Here is a 21,050-nt window from a genome sequence, read left to right as displayed (position 1 = left end):
GCCCTCGAACTCCTGCTCCTCTCCCCCGGACGGCTGGAGCATGAGGCCGTACGGCCTCACGGGCTGATCGGCGGCCTGCTCGCGACGGCGGTCCGCAGGCGGCTGGTCGGCGCCACCGGCGCCGTACTGCTGCCGCTCTTCTCCTTCACGCCCTTCCTCTGCAACGTCCGGGAACCGCGAAGTACGGCGAGCGGGCCGAGGTCGGCGGTCCCCGGCGGTTCGGGCCTTCCCTGGAGTGGGCCGCCCCGTGCCCGCCTCATCGCCACAGCTCCACCACCCTGCCCGGAGTCCGCTCCGCATCCCCTGCCTCCGACCTGCACCACCCGCAGCCGGTCCAGGAGGACCGGGCGGAGAACGCCGGGCGGCGCGACGTCCTGGATCCCAGCGGCCACAAGGATGACCGGGCATGACCCAAGCCCCGTCCGTCGTCCGACGACGCCCCGGTCGTCGCGGCCGGTGCGGAGGGTTTCGCCGGCCTGTGCGGCAGGCGTCAGTGGCGCACTGTGTACGGTGGCGCGCCGGAGAAGGCGCGGGTTCCGGCCCGCACCACGCCTCTTCCCCGCTCCGGTGCACCGCGGAGCCCACGTCCACGCCGGTTCACTCGCCGGTCGTCCTGCTCACCAGCGCGCCGTACGCCAGTTGCAGCGCGTCCGCGCCGGCCAGCGCGGTGAGCGCTCCCATGGTGGTGCGGGTCGCGCGCGGCCAGAGCAACTGTCCGGCCGTGAGGGTCGAGGCCACCCAGACGCTCACGCAGAACGGGCAGGTCACCAGCTCGCCGACCGTGGCGTTGGGGTCGTCGGACCGGGCCTCCTCGTGCAGTTCGGCCGGCCCCTGCGGGCCGACGAACGTGGTGAAGGGGGCTCTCAGCGGACTGGTCACCGACGCCTTGCTCAGCAGCCGGCTCAGCCGGAACGTCGCCACGGCGGTCAGGACCACGTCCCAGGGCACGGGCCGCTCCGGCAGGGGACGCCCACGCCTCTTCACCACCGTCGCCCAACCGACCGTGTACGTCCCGAAAGCCGCCATGGCCGCCGCATAACCACGCAGCGGGCGCTCTTTCCCCGCCGCGTAGGCGTGTTCGGTACGTCGCAGCAGTTCCCTGAGACGTGGTGCGAAACGGCCGTCAGTCGCTGCGTTCATGACCCCTGCCCCGTCCTGTCCCCGTCAGCGGCTCGTCCGTTTCCCGACCGCCCACCGTCTCCTGCCCCTCCCGGCGCAGGCCGACCTCGACGTGCCCGGCGACGACGCGGCTGTCGAAGGCGGGCTGGGGTGCCGTGGCGGGGCCGCGGACGTTCCAGCCGTCCGAGAGCCGGAAGACGCTGCCGTGCCAGGGACACCGGACGCACCCGTCGGCGACCGTGCCCTCGGACAGCGGTCCCGCCAGATGACTGCACCGCTCGGCCAGCACGTGAATCGCTCCACCGACCTCGCGCACCACCAGGACCGGCACGTCGTCCACGGTGCGCCGCACGGGGCGGCCGACGGGGAACTCGTCCACCGTGCCGATCCGGTGCCAGCCCCGCCCGACGAGGTGCGGCACCTCCTCGGCGTGGTTGGCACCGGAAGCCTGCCGGTACGCCATGTGGCCGCCGAGCATGCCTCCCAGACCGACCGCGGTCAGACCGAGGAAGCCGCACGTGCGGCCTGCCCCGGCCCGCCCGGAGAGGCGCAGGAGGAGTGAGGCGCCGTACAGACCCACGGCCGTCACGTTGGCCATCGCGTGCACCAGCCCCACCCTCATCTGCTGACGGTGAAGTTCCGCCCAGTCGACCGCGCCCGCCAGGGCGGCGGGGCCGGCCGCCGCCAGCCCGACGCCCACCAGGAGGCCTGCCTCCCGGGACCGGCCGGGCCGCAGGTCGAGTACCGCGGCGGACATCCAGGTGCCGATCGGCACCTGGACCATCAAGGGGTGCACCGGATGGCCGAGCCATCTGCCGTGGAGCACGTCCCGTGCGCGGCCGAGCGGCAGCGCCCGCACTCCCCTGCCGAGCGCGTCGATCACCGCGTCCGCCCTGGTGTCACGCTCCAGGGCGTCCAGCAGCCGCAGCACTCGGTTCTGCCGCATACGGCGGCGACCCGGCTTCTCGTCCATGAGCGCAGGGTCCCCCGAGGGGCGAGGGGCAAACAGCGGCTTTGGCGGCCCTGCCGGTCTGCGGGGCGCAGGGGCGCCCCGGCCGCCGTCCGGGGTGCGCCGCTCAGCTCTGCCGGCCGCCCTGCCGGAGGGCCTCGTCCGTCACGTCGGCCACCTGCCCGGCGGGCGGGGCCTCGGCATCGACCTCGGTGCCGAAGTCCGAGAACTCCATCACGGTGCTCATCCTGAGCTGCTGCGGCGCAGCGCCGTCGTCCGGCTTCGCGGAGGCGGACGCCGCTGCCCTGACGGTCATGTCCACCTGCTGACGGCGGAGCCGGCCCTCGTCGTCGAGCCAGACCTGCATCGGCAGCGTCGGGCCGAGCTGCTCGCGCATCCGGTCACCGCCCGGCAGTTCGGCCACGTCCACCGAGACCCGGTAACGGGTGGTGTTCACACCGTCGACCTTCTCGGTGCCGACCTCCGTGACGTCCTTGTCGGTGATCGCTTTGGCATAGGCCGCGGTCTGGGCCGGATCGCCGATCCGCTGGTTGTCCACGCCCTGCCGGGCGGCGACCTTCCGCAGGTCGATCTTGACCCAGGGCTTGCCGCCCGGAGCGTTCCGGCCCGGCACCTTCTGGTACAGGACCTCGTCGACCACGCGTTGCTCGAGGCTCTCGCCCTGCGCGGTGACGGTCATGACGCTGTCGCCCTCGTCGAGATCGAGGACGCCCTTGCCGTCCGACGTGACCGTCTCGCCCTCCGCGGCGAGCTTCGTCCTGATCGTCATCCGGGCCGACTCGGCTTCGGCCGTCTTCTCGTAGGCCGCTCGCACCGCCGTCGTGCTCCGGTCCCGGCCCCCGTCGCTCCTGCTCGCGCTCGGCGGCGCGCCGTCCTTCGCACCCGTCGGCCCGTCGTCGTCCCCACACCCCGTCAGAACACTTCCCATGACTGCGGCGACCGTGATCGCGACGGCCTTCTTCCCCCTGCCACGCATGTGGATCCCCATCTCCTCGACGATTGCCGCCCGTCCATTCGGCGGCGGTGAACCGGCGACCCGTGTGCCCCTCGGAGAAGCGTGAAAACGCCTTATTTCAGCGGGCGTTGGGGATGCGGGGCTTGATTCGGACGCCTCGCCCCGACGGCATGGAACGGCGCCGTCCCGCCAACGGGGCGTCATCAAGAGATCGTCAATGCCCACCGCACACGGATGAGTTAGGAGAAGCGATCCGGGGACACACGTACGACGAAGCGACAGCAAGGAGAATCTGTAATGGGCATCATCGCGTGGATAGTCATCGGCCTGCTCGCCGGAGCCATTGCCAAGGCGCTCATGCCGGGTAAGGACCCGGGCGGAATCATCGTCACCATGCTCATCGGTATTGCCGGAGGACTCCTCGGAGGATTCCTCGGCAAGGTGATCTTCGGGGTCGACTCGATCGACGGCTTCTTCGAGCTGTCCACCTGGATCGCGGCCATCGCCGGATCCGTCATTCTGCTGGCGCTGTACCGGCTGTTCACCGGCCGCGGACATCGTCGCGGACACGCCCACGCATAACGGTGCGACGGTCGACGCGCGACCTGCCGCAGAACAAAAGAACACGTCCGCGTGGGTGCCCCGGTCCGAGGACCGGGGCACCCACGCACGACACGGCACGGCCGGGCGGACGCCTGACGCCGCCGGCGCCGCCCCGTCGGGCGGCGCCGGCGGCGTCAGGCGCGCCGAACCCAGCTCCGGTCCAGGCGGTCGGCCAGGCCGGCGGCCGTGAAGGCGGCCTCCAGGTCGTCGCGGCCCTCGGTGAAGTGGGCCCAGCCGTCGTGGTGGACGGGGACGACGTGGCGGGCGCCGAGGATCCGGGCGGCTTCCGCCGCCTGGGCGCTGTCGAGGACGATCGGTCCGCCGTCGAAGAGCATGGGGAAGCGGGGAGCCCCGGCGAAGAGGACGGCGGTGTCCAACGGGGCGAAGCGCCCGGCGATTTCCCTGACCGCGTCGAGTGAGGCGTTGTCGCCGCTGACGTAGACCGTGGGCAGCCCGTCTCCGGTGAGGACGAAGCCGACGACCTGGCCGGTGACCGGCTCGGTCTCCTCGCGGGAGCCCGGGCCGTGGACGGCGGGGACACCGGTGACGGTGACCGTGCCTCCGTCGGGCCGGTCCAGGTCGATCGACTCCCAGTCGGCCAGGCCTCTGGCCGTGCCTCCCAGCCGCTGTCCGCCGCCGGGGGTGGTGAGGGTGAGCGGGACGTCGGCGAGCAGCGCGCGTCCGGACGTGTCGAGGTTGTCGGCATGCTCGTCGTGCGAGAGCAGGACCACGTCGACGGGACCGAGTTCGGCCGGGGTGACGCCGGGGGCGGTGGTCTTGGTCAGGGTCGGGCCCTGCGAGGGGTAGTCGCCGGGGCCGTCGAAGGTCGGGTCGGTCAGGAAGCGCAGGCCGCCGTACTCGAAGAGGGCGGTGGGGCCGCCCAGGGTGCGGACCTGGAGCTGCGCGGCGTCGTGCTGGGACATGGGGTCTCTCCTGACCGATCACGGATGCAAGATGCTTTTTCCGTGACTCACCATAGGAAGGCGTCACGGAAAAACGCAAGCGTTACCATGAGTGCGTGGAAGAGATCGTGCTCGCCGACACCGCACCCACCGCGCTGCCCCCGGCTCCGGGCGCCGACCGGTACCGTTCGCTCGACTTCGCCGACACCGCCGCGACCCTCCCCGCCGGCCAGGGGTACGACCTGCTCGCCGCCCCCGAATCCGCCATGCGCTGGCTCGCCGCCCACGACCTGACCGCGCCGGAGGTGCGGCTGTACGAGGTGTGCGCGCGGCGGATGCGCACGCTGCGCGGTCATGTGCGGGCCCTGTTCGGTGCCCGCGTCGACGGCACCGAGCCGCCCGAACAGTCCCTGCGGGCCGTCAACGAGGCGCTCACGGCCGTGCCCACCGCTCCCCTGCTCGCCTGGGACGGAGCGCGGGGACCGCGCCGCGTCCAGGCGCACCCCACCGACCGGGCCGTCAGCCACGCGCTGGCGACCCTCGCCGCCGACGCCGCCGACCTGCTCACCGGCCCGGACGCCGGCCTGCTCGCCACCTGCGGCTCCCCACCCTGCGACCGCTTCCTCCTGCGCACCCACGGTCGACGTCACTGGTGCTCCACCCGCTGCGGCGACCGCGCCCGCGCCGCCCGCGCCCGGCGGACCTCTAAGTGACCGGCGACGCCCGCGCCCACCCCACCGGGCACGCGGGACCGGGCGCATCCCGGTCCTCGCCCCTTATCCGTTTGCCGCGGGCCGACCCGGCCGAATGAAAAGCCCGCATGCTGAAGGGCGACAAGGTCGGGCTCAGAGCCCGGCACGAGGACGACATCCCGGTCCTGCGGACCGAGCTCTACGACGACGTGGTCAACTCCTCGCGGGCCGAAGGCGGGCCGTGGCGGCCGATCAGGCCCGGCTCGAAGGATCCGCGGCTCGTGGGGGACGACACGGAGCCGGGGCGCGTCCCGTTCTCCGTGGTGGAGCCGGCCGGTGGCACCCTGATCGGCACCGCGACGCTGTGGGGCATCGACCCGCACAACCGGTCCGCGCACATCGGCCTCGGACTGCTGCCGTCCGCCCGCGGCAAGGGTTACGGCACCGATGTGGTCGCGGTGCTGTGCCACTACGGTTTCGTCGTCCGCGGCCTGCACCGGCTGCAGATCGAGACGCTGTCGGACAACACCGCGATGCTGCGCGCCGCCGAGCGCAACGGCTTCGTCCGCGAGGGCGTGCTGCGCTCCTCGGCCTGGGTGATGGGCGAGTTCCTGGACGAGGTGCTGCTCGGTCTCCTGGCCCGGGACCGGAAGCCGGACTCCAGGGGCCAGGCCGCCGCCCGACGGTCGGGCCGGGGCGCTCCGACGGCGCCGTCGGCCGCCCCGCCGGGGTGCGTGTGCCCCGTCACCCGGTGATCTCCCGTGCGGGCCCGCACGGCCGGCTCAGGTGCGGGGACGCGACGAGCGGGAGGGGATCGTGATGTCGTACTGGGCGATCTTGCGGTAGACGGTCGCCCGGCTCATGCCGAGCCGGTCCGCCGCCTGGGCCACGGTCGTCCCGGGTTCCGCGAGGCACCGCACGATCTCGTCCCGTTCCAGGGCCTGCATACGGGTCAGCCGTCGGCCGGTACCCGTGAAGACCTCGGCGGGAAGGTGCCGGACATCCACCACGTCCGTGCGCGAGGCCGCGTCGCGCACGACGCGGCGGAGCTGCCTGGCGTTCTCCGGCCAGTGGTGGTTCGTCAGGGCCTGGGCCGCCGCCGGCGAGAAGGTGACGGGGCGTCCGCGGTGCCGGTGGGCGAAGTGGCGGGCGAGCGGAAGAACGTCCTCAGGGCGCGACCGGAGGGCGGGGGCCTCGACCACACCCCCGACCAGGCCCCGCAAGGCATCGGGGATGCCGGAATACGTCTCGGCCGTGATCACGGACGGGTGCAGACGGCCGTGGGCCGCCCCGTCCCGTCGCTGCCGGCCGCCGGTGAGGAGCCGGGCCAGTTCCTCGGCCGCCCACGCGGGCAGCCTGTGCACACCGGCCGCGATGACACAGGTGTCGTCCTTGCTCAGTTCGGGCCCCCACAGCGTCAGCCAGGTGTCGATGTCGTCGGTCATCGGCGGACGGGCACACAGCACGCGTTCCCGGGGCTTGATCTCCCGGCGCGCGAGGGAGGCGAGCGTCGCCTTCCCCGCGCCCGGTTCGCCCACCACGGCGAGGAGACTTCCCCGGGCCATGGCCGAGCGGGCCTCGGCGACCGCGTCCGTCCAGCGGGTGGACAACCGCAGCGCCTCGCCCGCCGGCCGGGCGCGGCCCGCGAACACCTGGACCACTTCTCCGCGCGGGGCCGGACGGGTCCTCCTTCCGGTGGTGCGGGCCAGCATCAGGGCCGCGGTGTTCCCGGCGGCGGCCTGGGCCAGGGCCAGGAGGAGGGCCGAGGAGGAGTCCGACCAGGTGGTGAGATTGATGCTGCCCGCCAGCTCCCCGGAGACCGGGTCGACGACCGGCGCCGCGGCGCAGGTGTACTGCCGCAGGCTCGTGCAGTAGTGCTCGTCGGCGCGCACCAGCGACGGAGCCCGGTCGGCGAGGGCGAGCCCCAGCCCGTTCGTGCCGGCGTTGCTCTCCGCGAAGTGGAACCCGGGGGCGAGGTTGACCCGGTCGAGCGACCGGCTGACCGAGGAGTCGTCGCACAGCCGGCTCAGCACCAGTCCGTCGCTGTCGGTGAGCATCATGCCGACCGGCTCGTTCGCGAGCGTGGCCCGCAGTCCCCGCAGCACTTCGTGGCCGCACGCGTGGAACAGGCAGTCGGTGTCCACGGCACCCGTGAACACGGGCCTCATCGACTCCGGTGTCAGCCCGTACCGCCTGCTGCGCTGCCATGACGCCCGCAGGCGGGGCGCCAGCGCGGCCACCTCCTTCTCCGTCTCTCCCTGGACGGGAACGAGTGCCGTACTGCGGTCCTGGTGCATTGCGGCCTCCACGATGAGCCCGTGCGTCGATCCGCGGTCAGGCTACTGCGGAGTCGCGGGAGCGCCTCCCGTCCGGTTGTCTCAAAGTGAGACGGCGAAGGGCTCCCCGGTCGACACGGGCCTGCCTACTGTCGCTTTCCGGAACACGGTCGTCACCGGGACGGAGGCCGGCATGTACGCCAAGGACGGCGAGAACTATTTCATCGTGGACGCGCACATCGCTCTGTGGGACGCGCGCCCCGCGAACCAGCTGAACATTCACGGGAAGCAGTTCATCGACTGCTTCTACGACTACCACCGCAATCTCAGCCCGGAATCGGAGCTGTGGCCGTACGAGGAATTCCTCTACTACGGCGGCCGACGTCTGATGAAGGACCTTTTCACCGACGGACACGTCGATCACGCGATTTTCCAGCCCGCCCGTCTGGGCGCTTTCTACGGAAACGGATTCGGCCAGACCGAGGAGGCCTTCGCGCTGGCCCGGCAGCACCCCGACAAGCTCACCTACAACCACTGCTGGGACCCCCGCCTCGAAGAGCGGGGACTCGACCTGCTCCGCCGCGACGCCGAGAGGTTCCGGCTCAAGGGGGTCAAGCTCTACACGGCGGAATGGCACGGTGACTCGCGCGGATACAAGCTCGACGACCCGTGGTCCTACCGGTACCTGGAGGCGGCCCGGGAACTGGGGGTCAGGAACATCCACATCCACAAGGGCCCGACGATCCGGCCCCTGGACCGGGACGCGTTCGACGTCGCGGACGTCGACAAGGCCGCCAGCGACTTCCCGGAACTCGATTTCGTCGTCGAGCACTGCGGACTTCCCCGCCTCGAGGACTTCTGCTGGATCGCCACCCAGGAACCGAACGTGCACGCCGGCCTCGCCGTCGCGATGCCCTTCATCCACACGCGGCCCCGGTACTTCGCGCAGATCATCGGGGAGCTCCTGTACTGGCTGGACGAGGACCGCATACAGTTCTCCAGCGACTACGCGCTGTGGACGCCGCGCTGGCTGGTCGAGCGGTTCGTCGACTTCCAGATCCCCGAGGACATGCAGGGCGAGTACCCGCCGATCACCGTGGCGCAGAAGAAGAAGATCCTCGGACTGAACGCGGCCGCGATGTACGGCATCCCGGTGCCCGCCGCGTGCTCCCTCACGCAGCCGGCGGGGGTGTGAGATGACCGTCGGCACGATGCCGCCCGACCGGCGGTCCGGGACGCTCCGGGAGCGGGCGAGGAAGGCACTCGACACCGTTCTCGACCCCGAGCTGGACGAGCCGATCACCGACCTCGGGTTCGTGCGGTCCGTCGAGGTCCACCACGGACACCGGCTGGAGGTCCACCTGCGCCTGCCCACCTCGTTCTGCTCGCCGAACTTCGCCTACCTCATGGCATCCGACGCCAAGGACGCGTTGTCGGCCCTGCCCGGCGTCGAGGCGGTCGCGGTCCTGCTCGACGACCACCACGACTCGGACGTGATCAACCGCGGTCTGGCCGCCGACGCCGGCTACCGGGGCACCTTCGGCGCGGAAGCCGAGGAGAGCCTGGAGGAGCTGCGGCTGGTCTTCCGCCGCAAGGCCCACGCCGCGGCGATGGAGCGGGCCCTCGCCCCGCTGCTGCGGCAGGACCCCGCACTCACCGGGGAGCAGCTCCACGGCGTCGTCCTCGGCGCCCTCCCCGACTCCGCCGCGACCCGGGCGCTGCTGCGCCGCCGGGAGGCCCTCGGCCTGGGCACCGCCCCCACCGATCCGGTGCTGGTCGACGACCACGGACGACCCCACCCGCCCGGCGACGTCCCGCTGCGTCTGCGTTTCGCCCGCTCGATCCGCATCTCGATCGACGGCAACGCCCACTTCTGCCGCGGTCTGCTGCGCACCCGCTACCCCGAGTCCGCCCCCGACCAGTCCCCGCGCGCGGAGGACACCACCGCCGTCCCCCCACGTAAGGAGCACACCCGATGAGAGCGGTCCACGTGGTCGGCTACGGCCGCGCCCCCGAGATGACCGACGTGCCCGTTCCCTCGGTCACCGGCCCCTACGACGTGGTCGTGAAGGTGGGCGGGGCGGGAGTCTGCCGCACCGACCTGCACATCCTCGAAGGGCAGTGGGCGCAGAAGTCCGGTGTCGCCCTGCCCTACACGATCGGTCACGAGAACGCCGGCTGGGTGCACGCCGTGGGCAGCGCGGTCACCAACGTCGCCGAGGGCGACAAGGTCATCCTGCATCCGCTCGTCACCTGCGGACTGTGCCGTGCCTGCCGGTCCGGTGACGACGTCCACTGCGAGCGGAGCCTCTTCCCCGGCATCGACACGGCGGGCGGCTACGCCGAGTACCTGAAGACCTCCGCGCGCAGCGTGGTGCGTCTCGACGACTCCCTGGAGCCCGCCGAGGTCGCCGCGCTGGCCGACGCCGGCCTGACCGCGTACCACGCGGTGGCCAAGGCCGCCCGCCGGCTGCGGCCGGGGGACCGGTGCGTCGTCATCGGCGCCGGAGGCCTCGGCCACATCGGCGTACAGGTGCTGCGCGCCATGACGGCCGCCGAGATCGTCGTGGTCGACCGCAACCCCGACGCCGTGGAGCTGGCCGTCTCCGTCGGCGCCGACCACGGCGTCGTCGCCGGCGGACAGCACGTCGAGGAAGTCCTCGAGCACACGGGCGGGCCGGGGGCCGAGGTCGTGATCGACTTCGTGGGCGAGGGCGGAGCGACCCGGGACGGTGTGCGCATGCTGCGCCGGGCCGGCGACTACCACGTGGTCGGTTACGGCGAGAACCTCGACGTGCCGACCATCGACATCATCTCGGCCGAGATCAACTTCATCGGCAACCTCGTCGGCAGCTACAACGACCTGTGCGAGTTGATGGTGCTCGCCGCCCGGGGGAAGGTACGACTGCACACCAGCACGTATCCCCTCGACCGCTTCCAGGACGCCCTGGACGACCTCGACGCCGGGCGGGTCCGCGGACGGGCGATCCTCGTCCCCTGACCGGTCACCACGACACCCCCAGGAGAGTCATGATCTTCATCACCGCCAGGTTCCGCGTCCTGCCCGAGCACGCCGACGCGTGGCCCGAGATCACCCGTGAGTTCACCCGGGCGACCCGCGACGAGCCGGGATGCCTGTGGTTCGACTGGTCCCGCAGTGTCGACGACCCGACCGAGTACGTGCTGGTCGAGGCCTTCCGGGACGACGAGGCCGGGGCCGCGCACGTGCGGTCCGACCACTTCACCGCCGCACGCACGACGCTGCCGCCCCACCTCGCGGAGACGCCGCGCATCGTCAACGTGACGATTCCGCAGGACGACTGGTCCCTCCTCGGGGAGATGGCCGTCCCGGACGAGAACTGACCGCCCCTCGGTCCCTGGACCGAGCCGGCAGGGCGCGCGGCGGGAGGCCTCGGCCCGGACCCCGTGGCGGGCGCGGCGTCGACCACCGAGCCCGCCAGGTATGTCCGGGTCCCCGACGTGCTGTCTCACAGCCGCCGGACGCGCAGCACACCGGTCAGCATCGGAAGGGTGAACTCACCGCGGGCGGTCTCCGGCCTGTTGGCGAGGAAGGCGCGGATCCGGCCCGGCGTGGCCTCCCGTTCGCGTTCCGGCATCACCGGCATCCCCGCGCGCGTCGTGAGGGCCGCGACGAGGGAGTCGGCGGTGCGGCGCTGTCCGTGCGGGAACCCGGCCTGCTCCGGCGAGCCGAACCGGGCGGCACCGCCGTCCTGCGGAAGGTGCGCGCCGGCCGTCTCGGTGCGCCGGCCGGTGGACGTGTCACGCGGGCCGACGGCCGCGCTCCCGCCGACCCGTGCGAGCCGGGCGACCCACTCGGCCCGGTCGTCCACGACGTTCCACAGGCCGGCCAGGACGCCGCCGGGGGCGAGGACCCTGACGATCTCGGGTCCCGCGACGGTCATGTCGAACCAGCGCAGGGCGTTGCCGGCCGACACGGCGTCGACGGACGCGTCCGGCAGCGGTATCGCCTCGGCACCGCCCCGCAGGGCACGGACGGCCGGCAGCGAGCGACGCAGCTCGGCGAGCATCGCCGGCCCGCGGCCGTGAGCAACGGCCGCATGGACGTCGCCGCGGTCAACCCGCTCGCCCGCGCCTTCCACACCGGCCTCTTCGCCGACGGGGACAACCAGCGGAACCTGGCCCGCTTCACCTTCCTCGGCCCGGCCTCCCGCCGGTTCTACCCCGACTGGGACCTCTTCGCCGACATGGCGGTGGCCATCCTGCGCACCGAGGCCGGCCGAGACCCCTACGACAAGGACCTGCACGACCTCATCGGCGAGCTGTCCACCCGCAGCGAGGACTTCCGCACCCGCTGGGGCGCCCACGACGTCCGGCGCCACGGGACGGGCACCAAGCGGTTCCGCCACCCGGCCGTCGGCGACCTCACCCTCGCCGACGAATCGCCGGACCCGGCCGCCGAGCCCGGACTCCACATGACCATCTGCACCGCGGAGCCCGGCTCCCCCTCGGAGGAGGGACTGCGTCTGCTCGCCTCCCCGGCCGCCACCGAGGACGCCGGCCCGGCGGACCGGCACCCCACCGCCTGAAACGCCGGCCGGGCCGTCTCCCCGCGGCGGTGTTCGGACGATGCCGGCCGGCTCCTCCGCCCGGCCGTGGGGAACGGGTCCGCCGATGGTGGCGGAAACCCGTCAGCTCAGGTCCACGTCGGTACGCAGCATGTGGTGGTCCGAGTGCGGGGTGGGTTCCACACGGTGCTCGCGCGGGGTGACGCCTCGCAGGAAGACGTAGTCGAACTTGCTGTGCCAGTCGGTGGTCGGCTCACAGGTGCCGGCGTGCGAGGGCAGACACCGGGGATCCGTGTCCTCGGCCAGCGCCCAGATCCGGGTCAGTTCGGGAGCGTCCGGCACGGCGTTGAAGTCCCCGAGGACGATCGCGCGGTCGTGCCGGGCGACGACCGCGGCGAGCACGCCGGCCTGGTCCGCCCTCACCGCCTCCTGGCGCCGCTCGGCGAGGTGCGTGTTGAAGACCCGTACGGACCGGCCGTCCACCGTGGTGGTGACCGCCATGTACCCGCGGTCCTCGGAGCCTCCGTCCGGGTACTCCACGCTGACGCGGTCCGTCATCGGCGCCGCCGAGAGGATCGCCTGTCCGTAGGCTCCCGGACTCCACGGCGCTCCCCCGCAACGGCCCCAGTTCCGCAGGACCGTACCGTACTCGACGTGGTAGACCAGTCCGTAAAGGCGGCGCAGATGGTCCCGGATCCTCTCGACGTCCCGCACGCACGCCTCCTGCAGGCCGACGACCTGGGGCGCGTATGTGGCGATCTCCGCCGCCCGGTCGACGTTGCCCGTCTCGCAGGGGTTGCAGATGTTCCACGTCATGACCCGGTTCGGTACGACGTCCTTGACGGCGTCGACGGGCAGTGGCCTGGCGAAGGGGGTTCCCCTCGGCGCACTGGGGCCGAGGAGCACCATGCAGGCCACGATCACGGCGCCCGTGACCGACCACGCGCTCCTTCCGAGCACTGCCGCCTCCTCGATGTGCGCATCTCTGGTGTCCGACGCTTGCGTGCACGAGCTTATGGGACGGCGTCGCCGGCCCCACGTGCCCGGCCGGCCGGCGGACCGGCGTGCGGGAGGACCGGACGGTGGCCGGTGCGGCGGTCGTGACGGAGGTTCACCTTCCGCTCCGAGCCCTCAGCCGGTGCGGAGGACCCGAAGGCGGCCGGGGTCCGCCGGGTCCCGGTCGACGACCTGGACCGGCGGCCACGCCCATTGCCGGACGCCGCTGCCGGGCACGCGGGAGAACCGGATCGGCCCGCGGGTGCCCTCGGCTGCGACGCGCGGCCAGGACGCGGCGATGCCCGCCCGGTCCGTGCCGTGAGCACGCAGCAGCCCGGCGAGGACGGTGACCGTGTCGTAGCCCTCGAAGGCGACGAAGGAGGGCGCCTCGGCCAGCCGCTCGGCCAGGGCCGCCCCGACTCGTGCGCCGAGCGGGCCCAGGCGCTCGGGGAGGTAGCGCAGGAACGGGATCGCGGCGCCGTCGTCGCCCAGGAGCGTCGCCCAGGGGGCGAACTCCGGCTGCCCGGCCGGAGCACCCGTCAGGATCCCGGCGAGGCGCTGGTCGCGGCGGACGGACCTGACGATCGACACCGCCGGCTCCGGGAAGCCGACCAGCAGGAGGAGGGCCGTGGCGCGGTCGCCGACGAGTTCGTCGCACACGGCCGCGGGGGTGAGCGCACGCGTGTCGAGTTCGACGAGGGTGCCGCCGCGCGGAGCGAGGTGGTCACGCAGAACGCGGACCCCAAAGGCCCAGTAGACGCTCGGTTCGGTCACCACGGCGATGCGGCTGTGGCCCGCGTCGAGGAGGAAGTCCGCGTAGATCCGCCAGCCGTGGGACTGCGCCGGGGCGAGGCGGGCGACCCATTCGGTGGGCTGTTCGGTGAGCGCGTCGAGAACCGCGGACGAGCAGAGGAACGGCAGGCCGAGGGCGTCGGCCCGGGCGGCGGCGGCGCGGGCGACGACGCTGTGGTACTCCCCCGCCAGGGCGGCCACACCCAGGCGGGCCAGTTCGTCCACGGCCGCCACGGCTCTCCGTGGATCGGCCGCGGTGTCCCGGACCACCAGCTCGAGTGGTCTTCCGACGATCCCACCGGCGTCGTTGACCTCGCGCACGGCCAGTTCGAGTCCGGCGAGCAGGTGCCGGCCCGCCTCGACCCAGCCGGGCCGGGTCAGTGGAACGAGCGCGCCGATCCGGACGGACGATCCGTCAGCCCGTTCGGCTCCGGACGGCGGTGCTGATGGTGCGTTCATACGTCGGCGTCTCCGGTGTGACGGTTCGGTTGCGCGCTGCCCGGATCGCGGTCCGGCAAGGGGCGCGCCGGGGTTGTCATGCCGGACATTGCATCCACCACCGTCACCGGCGGGCAACCGATTATGGGGGGGACCGCCCCTCCCCCGCCCCGCGTCGGACCGCTCCGCCGCACGGGCCCCGCGCGGGCGTCCCCGTCTCCCCACGTCGGGGAATAGCCGCGGGCTCGCCCCACGTTGCCGCGATCATGACGACGAATGCGCCGCGGCCCGAGGTACTGCGCTACACCGCCTTCTCCAGCAGTCCCGACGGCGGAAACCCCGCCGGTGTCGTTCTGGACGCCACCGCTCTGGACGACGGGGACATGCTGGCCATCGCCGCCGGCCTCGGATACTCGGAGTCCGCGTTCCTCACCGCGCCCCCGGAGGGCCTCGACGGTCCCGAGGGGCGGGCGTACGGCATCCGTTACTTCAGCCCCAGGGCCGAGGTGCCGTTCTGCGGGCACGCCACCGTCGCGACCGCCGTCGCCCTCGCCGAGCGGATCGGCCCCGGGCAGCTGGTGTTCGCGACGCGGGCCGGCACCGTACCGGTGGAGGTGACCGAGGAGGACGGGACGGTCAGGGCCACGCTCACCAGCGTGGAACCGCACGTCGCGGAGATCGCCGACGCCGACCTCGCGGAGGCGCTCGCCGCGCTGGGCTGGCCGGCCGCCGATCTCGATCCGGCCTTCCCGCCCCGTATCGCGTTCGCCGGCGCCCGTCATCTCGTTCTCGCGGCGGCCACGCGCGCCCGCCTCGCGGATCTCTCGTACGACTTCGCGCGACTCGAAGCCCTCATGCACCGCCTGGACCTGACCACCGTCCAGTTGGTGTGGCGGGAGTCGGCCACGGTCTTCCACGTCCGTGACCCGTTCCCCGTCGGCGGCGTCGTCGAGGACCCGGCGACCGGCGCCGCGGCAGCCGCGTTCGGGGCGTACGCCCGTGAGCTGGGCCTCGTCCCCGAGAACACCGTTCTCACCTTGCACCAGGGCGAGGATCTGGGCCGCCCGGGCCGGCTCACGGTGACGCTGCGCGCGGGTGACCCGCGCGTCCGGGTCGGCGGCGCGGGGGCCCGCATCGGCTGAGAGGCCGTTCCCTCGCGGCGGTGCCGTGTGCGGCGGTGCGTCCGCCGTCGGAAGCGGGCGGTGTCCGTGCGGCGCCGTCCGCCGCGGCCGAGGACCGCGGCGGTCGCCGCCCACGGCGGGGCGGGCCCGGCGAGACGTGTGCCGGGCCCGCGCGGGAGCGGGTCAGCGCCGGCGGGGCCGGCCGGCCCCGATTCCCGCCACGTGCAGGGCCAGGGCGGTCAGCCCCAGTAGCATGATGTTCACCGAAGAGAACACGTCGTTGGTGCCGATCTCCGCCGCGTTGATCAGGAACGCGATGAAGAAAAGCACCGCCGCGACCATACCGAGCATGAACGAACTCCTCTCATGGGGATGAAGCCCGTATGCCCGGCCGTCGCGTTCACAGACGCGGAATGTGACCGCGCGGGTGGCATCTTGGTATCGGTCGGCCCGTTCCTCGCGTGAGGCGGCCCGCCGGCCGCCCGGTCGGGTCCACCGGCCGTCCACCCGTCGGGTACCGGCGTCCCCGGCGAGCCGACAGCCCGCCGCTCGCGGACGGGCGCACAGTCGATCGCCGGAGGGCGAGACCCCGCGGACGGGACAGGAGAGCGCACGTGACCACACCACGGATCGACTACCGGGCACTGTTCGCCGTGACCCCCAGCCCCTATCTGGTGCTGGACCCCGGCTTGACGGTCGTCGAGGTCAACGATGCCTATCTGCGGGTCACGGGCCGGACCAGGGACGAACTGGTCGGCCGGTACCTCTTCGAGGTCCATCCCGACAATCCGGCCGACCCGGACGCCGACGGGGTGCGCAACCTGACCGCATCCCTGCAGCGTGTTCTGCGCTCGAGGAAACCGGACACGATGGCGGTGCAGAAGTACGACGTCCCGGTCTCCGGACGTCCGGGAGTGTTCCGGGCGAAGTGGTGGTCGCCCATCAACACCCCCGTCCTCGGAGCCGACGGGGAGGTCGAGTGGATCATCCACCGGGTCGAGGACATGACCGAGTTCGTGCTCACCCGCCCCCAGCGTCCCCAGCCGGCGGACCCGGGCGAGGAGCGCGAGGCGATGGAGGCCGAACTGTTCGCGCGGGCGCGGGAACTCCAGCACCTCAACGAGGAGCTCCGCGAGGCCCACGACCGGGAACAACGGACCGCCCTCACCCTCCAGGAAGCCATGCTGCACTCCCCGGACCTGGCCGGGCACCGTGAGATCGCCGTGCGCTACATGCCCGCCACCCGGTCGCTCAACGTCTGCGGCGACTGGTACGACGTGGTCGACCTGGCCGGCGAGAGGTTCACCGTCGCGGTCGGCGACGTGGTCGGTCACGGACTGGAGGCCGCAGCCGTCATGGGCATGCTCAGCGGCGCCCTGTCCGCCGCCATCCGGGCCATCCAGGAACCCGGCCGGGCGATGGACGTCCTCGACGGTTACGCCCGCACCTTCGAGGGCGCGCTGGCGGCGACCGCCGTCAAGGCCGTGATCGACACCCGCCGCCGTCGCATCACCTACACCAGCGCGGGTCACCCGCCGCCCGCGCTCTCCCGTCCGGACGGCACCGTCGTCCTGCTCGACCGGGCCACGGACCCGCCGCTGGGCGTTCTCACCGACCAGCCCCCACGCCCCGAGGCCACCGTGTCCTACGCACCGGGCGACACCCTCGTGCTCTACACCGACGGGCTCGTCGAGCGCCGCGGCGAGGACATCGACGCCGGCCTGAACCGCCTCACCGACACCCTCGCCCGCCATGCCCGTCTCAGTCCCGACCATCTGGCCGACACCCTGCTCACCCGCCTCGGGGTGGCCGACGGCGGACGCGACGACATCGCCCTGATCACCGTCCGCCTGTGAGTCCGCCCCGGGGCGATCGGCCCCTCGTGCGTCGCGTCGGCGATCCGGGGCAGGCGAACCACGACAACCGAGCCCAGGAGGCGGGATGTTCGAGGGTTTCACGCTGACGCGCCGGACGGGAGACCCGGCCGAGCTCCGCGTGCGGTACGGGGGCGGCGGTCCGCCCGTACTGCTCCTCCACGGCCATCCGCGGACGCACACGACCTGGCACCGCGTGGCCCCGCTGCTGAGGGCCGCGGGGCACACGGTGGTCTGCCCCGACCTGCGGGGCTACGGGGAGTCCTCGAAGCCTCCGACCGACCGGGAGCACCGTCCGTACTCCAAGCGCGCCATGGCCGGGGACTGCCTCGCCCTGATGCGCGGCCTGGGCCACGAACGGTTCGCCGTCGTCGGCCACGACCGGGGCGCGTACGTCGCCACCCGCCTCGCCCTGGACCATCCGGAGGCCGTCTCCGCCCTGAGCGTGCTGGACGCCGTCCCCATCGGCGAGGCGCTGCGCCGGTGCGACGCGAAGTTCGCCGCGAGCTGGTGGCACTGGTTCTTCCTCGCGCAGACCGACAAGCCGGCCGAACGGATCATCGACGCGGACCCGGACGCCTGGTACAGGGGGACGCCCGAGCAGATGGGCGCCGAGGCGTACGAGGACTACCGCCGCGCCGTCCACGATCCGGCCACCGTGCACGCCATGTGCGAGGACTACCGGGCCGGCCCGGGCATCGACCGCCGGCACGACGACGCCGACCGGCGGGCCGGTCGCCGCGTCGAGTGCCCGCTGCAGGTGCTGTGGGCCACCCGTGACGACATGGTCGACCTCTACGGCGACGTGCTGGAGGTGTGGCGGGACTGGGCCGGAGGCCGGCTGGAGGGCCGCTCGATCGACTCGGGCCACCACATCGCCGAGGAGGCGCCCGAGGCACTCGCCGTCGCGCTGCGCGAGTTCTGGGGGGCCGCGCCGGACCGGACCGGGCCGGTCCGCCCTTGAGCGTGCGTCCCGGGAGGCGGCGGGACCACTCGGGTGGGTGGCCGGCGTGCGGTCACCCACCCGGAAGGGCCGTCAGGACCGCTCGAGCCGCGCGTTCGCCGTGCCCGCGGCCCGGTCCACCGGACGGCGCGTCCCGGCCTCCCAGAGGCACCAGGTCGACCACAGCAGCAGGACGAGGAAGACGGCGAGCAGGCCCAGCAGCACCACCATCTGCCGTGCCGATCCGTTCTCCTGGATCACCGTCAGCAACAGGCAGAGAGTCCAGGCGACCACACCGCCCGCATACACGGCTCTGAGCTGTCGCAACTGACTCATCGATTCCATCCGTCCCTCCGGAGCCGCTCCGTCACGCGTCACCCTGCCGGTACCCCCGTCGCACGACTTCACCACACACGATCGCGGCCGATCTCCCGGTCCGCGTCCACGGAGTCCGTCCGGACCAGGTGGAAGGACCAACGGCCTTCAGGAACAAGGCAGATGACGCCTTGCGCGCTCTCGGCGCGGCAGGCGCCCCGACGTCCCGTGAGGCGTGCTCGTGGGCGCGGGACGTGACCGCCGACCGGATCCGGCAGAATCCGGCCATGGGTCTGAACATGTTCGTCGGTGTGCTCGCCGGTGCCGAGGACGACTACGCCGACATGATCCGCGCCGACTTCGCCGCGATCGGCGAGTTGCTGGAGCGTACCGGGCTGGGACACTGGGCCGAGCCCGAGCCGGCCGAGGCGGAGAGGTCGGAGTTCGAGGTGTGGGGCCACTCGGGCCTGCACACCGTTCGCCGTCTCGCCGTTCACCTCGCGGCGGGCGGGCGGCTGCCCGAGCCGTTGGACGAGGCCCGGCACGCGGTCGACGACCCGCTCCTGCGCGAGGTGTACGAGGCTTCCCCCGGTGATCCCCCCGGCCCGTTCGACCATCTCATCCATCACGCGGACAGCGAGGGCTACTACGTCCCCGTCGACTTCGCCCCTGTCGTCGTCGACCGGAAGGCGCCGGGCGGCTGCCTCGGCTCCTCGGTACGGCTCCTGGCCGAGATCCGGCGGCTCGCCGAAGCCCTTGGTCTCCCCGAAGACCTGGATCCGCACTCCGAGGAGGTCTTCGAAGCCGCCGACGCCGAGGAGCCCGCCACAGAGGGATGGCAGCGTTACGGTGTCGAATCGTACGTCTGCCTGCAACTCCTGCGGGCCGCGAAGGCGTCGGTCGAGACCGGGGCGGCCATCGCCTTCGCGTGAACCACGTCGTCGGCCGTGTGCGGTCAGTGGCCGGCGGCCAGTTCACCGCTGAGCCTGCCGTGGAGCCGTGCGCTCGGGTCGTTGAGACCCGTGATCTCCACGGCCTTGCCGCGCTGGGCGTACTTGGTCTCGATGGCGTCCAGGGCGGCGACGGAGGAGGCGTCCCAGATGTGGGCGGCGGACAGGTCGACGACCACCCTGTCGGGGTCGCCCGCGTAGTCGAACCGGCCGACCAGGTCGTTGGACGAGGCGAAGAACAGCTCGCCGGTGACCCGGTAGACGACCGTGTGGCCGTCGGGGTCGACCACGGCGGTGACCTCGGCCAGGTGGGCCACGCGCTTGGCGAAGACGACCATGGCGGTGATCGAGCCGACGACGACGCCGATGGCGAGGTTGTGGGTGGCCACGACGCAGGCGACGGTGATCACCATGACGGTGATCTCGCCGGCGGGCATCCGCTTGAGGGTCTTCGGGGCGACGGAGTGCCAGTCGAACGTCGCGAACGACACCATGATCATGACGGCGACCAGGGCGGCCATGGGGATGTCGGAGACGACGGGGCCGAAGACGATGCACAGCACCATCAGGAACACGCCGGCGAGGAAGGTCGACAGGCGGGTGCGGGCGCCGGAGACCTTCACGTTGATCATGGTCTGGCCGATCATGGCGCAGCCGCCCATGCCGCCGAAGAAGCCGGTGACGATGTTGGCGACGCCCTGGCCGATGGACTCGCGGGTCTTGTCGGAGTGGGTGTCGGTGATGTCGTCGACCAGCTTCGCGGTCATCAGCGACTCCATCAGACCGACCAGCGCCATGGCGAACGCGTACGGGGCGATCGTCGTCAGGGTGTCGAGGGTGAAGGGCACGTCCGGCAGGCCGGGGACCGGCAGCGAGGACGGCAGCTCCCCCTTGTCGCCGACGGCCGGCACGGCGATCCCGGCCGCGACCGTGATGACGGTCAGGACGACGATGGAGACCAGCGGCGCCGGAACCACGGTGGTGATCCTCGGGAAGAACACCATCAGCGCCAGGCCGGCGACGATCAGCGGGTACACCGCCCACGGGACGTCGCGCATCTCGGGGACCTGGGCCATGAAGATCAGGACCGCCAGCGCGTTGACGAAACCGACCATCACCGAGCGCGGGACGAACCGCATCAGCTTCGCCACCCCGAGCGCGCCCAGGACCACCTGGAAGACACCGGCGAGGATGACGGCGGCGACCAGGTGGCCCAGGCCGTGCTCACGGTTGAGGGGCGCGATGACGAGGGCGACGGCGCCGGTGGCGGCGGAGATCATCGCCCGCCTGCCGCCGACGACCGAGATGACCACGGCCATGGTGAAGGAGGCGAACAGGCCGATCGCGGGATCGACACCGGCGATGATCGAGAACGAGATCGCCTCGGGGATCAACGCGAGCGCGACCACCAGGCCGGCCAGCACCTCGGTGCGCCAGACCTTCGGATCACGCAGCCAGTCGGGCTTCGGGACGCGCGGACGCGCGGCCCGGGACAGGGCAGAAGCGGAAAGGGACAAGGGAACGGGCACCTGTACATCGCATCTTCGCCGGAGGCAC

Annotated in this window: 22 protein-coding genes and 1 pseudogene; 12 read left to right on the top strand and 11 right to left on the bottom strand. The window is 72.5% G+C overall.

What is annotated here, in order from left to right:
- Positions 1-597 precede the first annotated feature (597 nt).
- The 3 genes from ACFY3N_RS19040 to ACFY3N_RS19030 all read right to left on the bottom strand — a co-directional run bounded on the left by ACFY3N_RS19040 (position 598) and on the right by ACFY3N_RS19030 (position 3,065).
- A complete protein-coding gene (locus tag ACFY3N_RS19040; RefSeq protein ID WP_390817852.1) occupies positions 598-1,140 on the bottom strand; it encodes a DUF1360 domain-containing protein in 543 nt (180 codons plus the stop codon).
- Complete coding sequence (locus ACFY3N_RS19035; protein WP_390818083.1) at positions 1,124-2,065, bottom strand: Rieske 2Fe-2S domain-containing protein; 942 nt, start codon at positions 2,063-2,065, stop codon at positions 1,124-1,126. The genes ACFY3N_RS19040 and ACFY3N_RS19035 overlap by 17 nt, the downstream gene beginning before the upstream one ends.
- Positions 2,066-2,195: 130 nt before the next feature.
- Complete coding sequence (locus tag ACFY3N_RS19030) at positions 2,196-3,065, bottom strand: hypothetical protein (RefSeq protein WP_390817851.1); 870 nt, start codon at positions 3,063-3,065, stop codon at positions 2,196-2,198.
- 276 nt (positions 3,066-3,341) lie between these two features.
- Here ACFY3N_RS19030 and ACFY3N_RS19025 point away from each other — a divergent pair, with 276 nt between their 5' ends.
- Positions 3,342-3,626: a GlsB/YeaQ/YmgE family stress response membrane protein gene (locus tag ACFY3N_RS19025; protein ID WP_390817850.1), complete on the top strand. Its 285-nt coding sequence runs from the start codon at positions 3,342-3,344 to the stop codon at positions 3,624-3,626.
- Between the two features lie 155 nt (positions 3,627-3,781).
- Here ACFY3N_RS19025 and ACFY3N_RS19020 read toward each other — a convergent pair whose 3' ends face one another.
- Entirely contained in the window at positions 3,782-4,570 is a 789-nt protein-coding gene (locus ACFY3N_RS19020) for an MBL fold metallo-hydrolase (RefSeq protein WP_390817849.1), read from the bottom strand.
- A gap of 95 nt (positions 4,571-4,665) precedes the next feature.
- On the opposite strand from ACFY3N_RS19020, the gene ACFY3N_RS19015 reads away from it, so the two are divergent.
- Together ACFY3N_RS19015 and ACFY3N_RS19010 are read left to right on the top strand one after the other, a co-directional pair.
- Complete coding sequence (locus tag ACFY3N_RS19015) at positions 4,666-5,262, top strand: CGNR zinc finger domain-containing protein (RefSeq protein ID WP_390817848.1); 597 nt, start codon at positions 4,666-4,668, stop codon at positions 5,260-5,262.
- Between the two features lie 107 nt (positions 5,263-5,369).
- Positions 5,370-5,909: pseudogene (locus tag ACFY3N_RS19010) on the top strand (GNAT family N-acetyltransferase); the annotation flags it as partial.
- A gap of 114 nt (positions 5,910-6,023) precedes the next feature.
- Here the strand turns inward: ACFY3N_RS19010 and ACFY3N_RS19005 are convergent.
- Positions 6,024-7,538, bottom strand: coding sequence for a helix-turn-helix domain-containing protein (locus tag ACFY3N_RS19005; protein ID WP_390817847.1), 1,515 nt, complete (start codon positions 7,536-7,538; stop codon positions 6,024-6,026).
- Between the two features lie 172 nt (positions 7,539-7,710).
- Between ACFY3N_RS19005 and ACFY3N_RS19000 the strand changes: the two genes are divergently transcribed.
- The 4 genes from ACFY3N_RS19000 to ACFY3N_RS18985 are packed head-to-tail and all read left to right on the top strand — an operon-like array spanning position 7,711 to position 10,880.
- Positions 7,711-8,712: an amidohydrolase family protein gene (locus ACFY3N_RS19000; RefSeq protein ID WP_390817846.1), complete on the top strand. Its 1,002-nt coding sequence runs from the start codon at positions 7,711-7,713 to the stop codon at positions 8,710-8,712.
- A 1-nt stretch (position 8,713) separates the two neighbouring features.
- Positions 8,714-9,496 (top strand): metal-sulfur cluster assembly factor, encoded by a 783-nt coding sequence (locus ACFY3N_RS18995; protein ID WP_390817845.1) that lies wholly within the window; start codon positions 8,714-8,716, stop codon positions 9,494-9,496.
- Entirely contained in the window at positions 9,493-10,518 is a 1,026-nt protein-coding gene (locus ACFY3N_RS18990; RefSeq protein ID WP_390817844.1) for an NAD(P)-dependent alcohol dehydrogenase, read from the top strand. The genes ACFY3N_RS18995 and ACFY3N_RS18990 overlap by 4 nt, the downstream gene beginning before the upstream one ends.
- Positions 10,519-10,547: 29 nt before the next feature.
- Positions 10,548-10,880, top strand: a complete 333-nt coding sequence (locus ACFY3N_RS18985; protein ID WP_390817843.1) for a putative quinol monooxygenase — start codon at positions 10,548-10,550, stop codon at positions 10,878-10,880.
- Between the two features lie 125 nt (positions 10,881-11,005).
- On the opposite strand, the gene ACFY3N_RS18980 is transcribed toward ACFY3N_RS18985, so the two are convergent.
- Complete coding sequence (locus ACFY3N_RS18980; RefSeq protein WP_390817842.1) at positions 11,006-11,566, bottom strand: class I SAM-dependent methyltransferase; 561 nt, start codon at positions 11,564-11,566, stop codon at positions 11,006-11,008.
- Between the two features lie 30 nt (positions 11,567-11,596).
- On the opposite strand from ACFY3N_RS18980, the gene ACFY3N_RS18975 reads away from it, so the two are divergent.
- On the top strand, positions 11,597-12,085 hold the full coding sequence (locus ACFY3N_RS18975) for a hypothetical protein (protein ID WP_390817841.1): 489 nt from the start codon (positions 11,597-11,599) through the stop codon (positions 12,083-12,085).
- A 102-nt stretch (positions 12,086-12,187) separates the two neighbouring features.
- Here ACFY3N_RS18975 and ACFY3N_RS18970 read toward each other — a convergent pair whose 3' ends face one another.
- A complete protein-coding gene (locus ACFY3N_RS18970) occupies positions 12,188-12,973 on the bottom strand; it encodes an endonuclease/exonuclease/phosphatase family protein (RefSeq protein WP_390818082.1) in 786 nt (261 codons plus the stop codon).
- A gap of 222 nt (positions 12,974-13,195) precedes the next feature.
- The gene (locus ACFY3N_RS18965; RefSeq protein WP_390817840.1) at positions 13,196-14,311 is read right to left on the bottom strand and encodes an ABC transporter substrate-binding protein; all 1,116 of its coding nucleotides are present in this window, start codon (positions 14,309-14,311) and stop codon (positions 13,196-13,198) included.
- Positions 14,312-14,556: 245 nt separating this feature from the next.
- Between ACFY3N_RS18965 and ACFY3N_RS18960 the strand changes: the two genes are divergently transcribed.
- The gene (locus tag ACFY3N_RS18960) at positions 14,557-15,432 is read left to right on the top strand and encodes a PhzF family phenazine biosynthesis isomerase (protein WP_390817839.1); all 876 of its coding nucleotides are present in this window, start codon (positions 14,557-14,559) and stop codon (positions 15,430-15,432) included.
- 162 nt (positions 15,433-15,594) lie between these two features.
- Here the strand turns inward: ACFY3N_RS18960 and ACFY3N_RS18955 are convergent, their stop codons facing one another.
- A complete protein-coding gene (locus ACFY3N_RS18955) occupies positions 15,595-15,762 on the bottom strand; it encodes a hypothetical protein (RefSeq protein ID WP_390817838.1) in 168 nt (55 codons plus the stop codon).
- A 263-nt stretch (positions 15,763-16,025) separates the two neighbouring features.
- Between ACFY3N_RS18955 and ACFY3N_RS18950 the strand changes: the two genes are divergently transcribed.
- Both ACFY3N_RS18950 and ACFY3N_RS18945 read left to right on the top strand, forming a co-directional pair.
- Complete coding sequence (locus ACFY3N_RS18950) at positions 16,026-17,267, top strand: PP2C family protein-serine/threonine phosphatase (RefSeq protein WP_390817837.1); 1,242 nt, start codon at positions 16,026-16,028, stop codon at positions 17,265-17,267.
- A gap of 85 nt (positions 17,268-17,352) precedes the next feature.
- Positions 17,353-18,249: an alpha/beta fold hydrolase gene (locus ACFY3N_RS18945; RefSeq protein WP_390817836.1), complete on the top strand. Its 897-nt coding sequence runs from the start codon at positions 17,353-17,355 to the stop codon at positions 18,247-18,249.
- A gap of 72 nt (positions 18,250-18,321) precedes the next feature.
- Here ACFY3N_RS18945 and ACFY3N_RS18940 read toward each other — a convergent pair whose 3' ends face one another.
- Positions 18,322-18,564: a hypothetical protein gene (locus ACFY3N_RS18940; protein ID WP_390817835.1), complete on the bottom strand. Its 243-nt coding sequence runs from the start codon at positions 18,562-18,564 to the stop codon at positions 18,322-18,324.
- 266 nt (positions 18,565-18,830) lie between these two features.
- Between ACFY3N_RS18940 and ACFY3N_RS18935 the strand changes: the two genes are divergently transcribed.
- Positions 18,831-19,475, top strand: a complete 645-nt coding sequence (locus ACFY3N_RS18935; protein ID WP_390817834.1) for a hypothetical protein — start codon at positions 18,831-18,833, stop codon at positions 19,473-19,475.
- 23 nt (positions 19,476-19,498) lie between these two features.
- Here the strand turns inward: ACFY3N_RS18935 and ACFY3N_RS18930 are convergent, their stop codons facing one another.
- The gene (locus ACFY3N_RS18930) at positions 19,499-20,989 is read right to left on the bottom strand and encodes a SulP family inorganic anion transporter (RefSeq protein ID WP_390818081.1); all 1,491 of its coding nucleotides are present in this window, start codon (positions 20,987-20,989) and stop codon (positions 19,499-19,501) included.
- Positions 20,990-21,050 lie beyond the last annotated feature (61 nt).

Origin of the sequence: Streptomyces sp. NPDC000348 (assembly GCF_042898795.1) — a bacterium.
In the GTDB taxonomy this organism is placed as follows: domain Bacteria; phylum Actinomycetota; class Actinomycetes; order Streptomycetales; family Streptomycetaceae; genus Streptomyces.
This window is presented reverse-complemented; position numbering and strand designations above follow the sequence as displayed.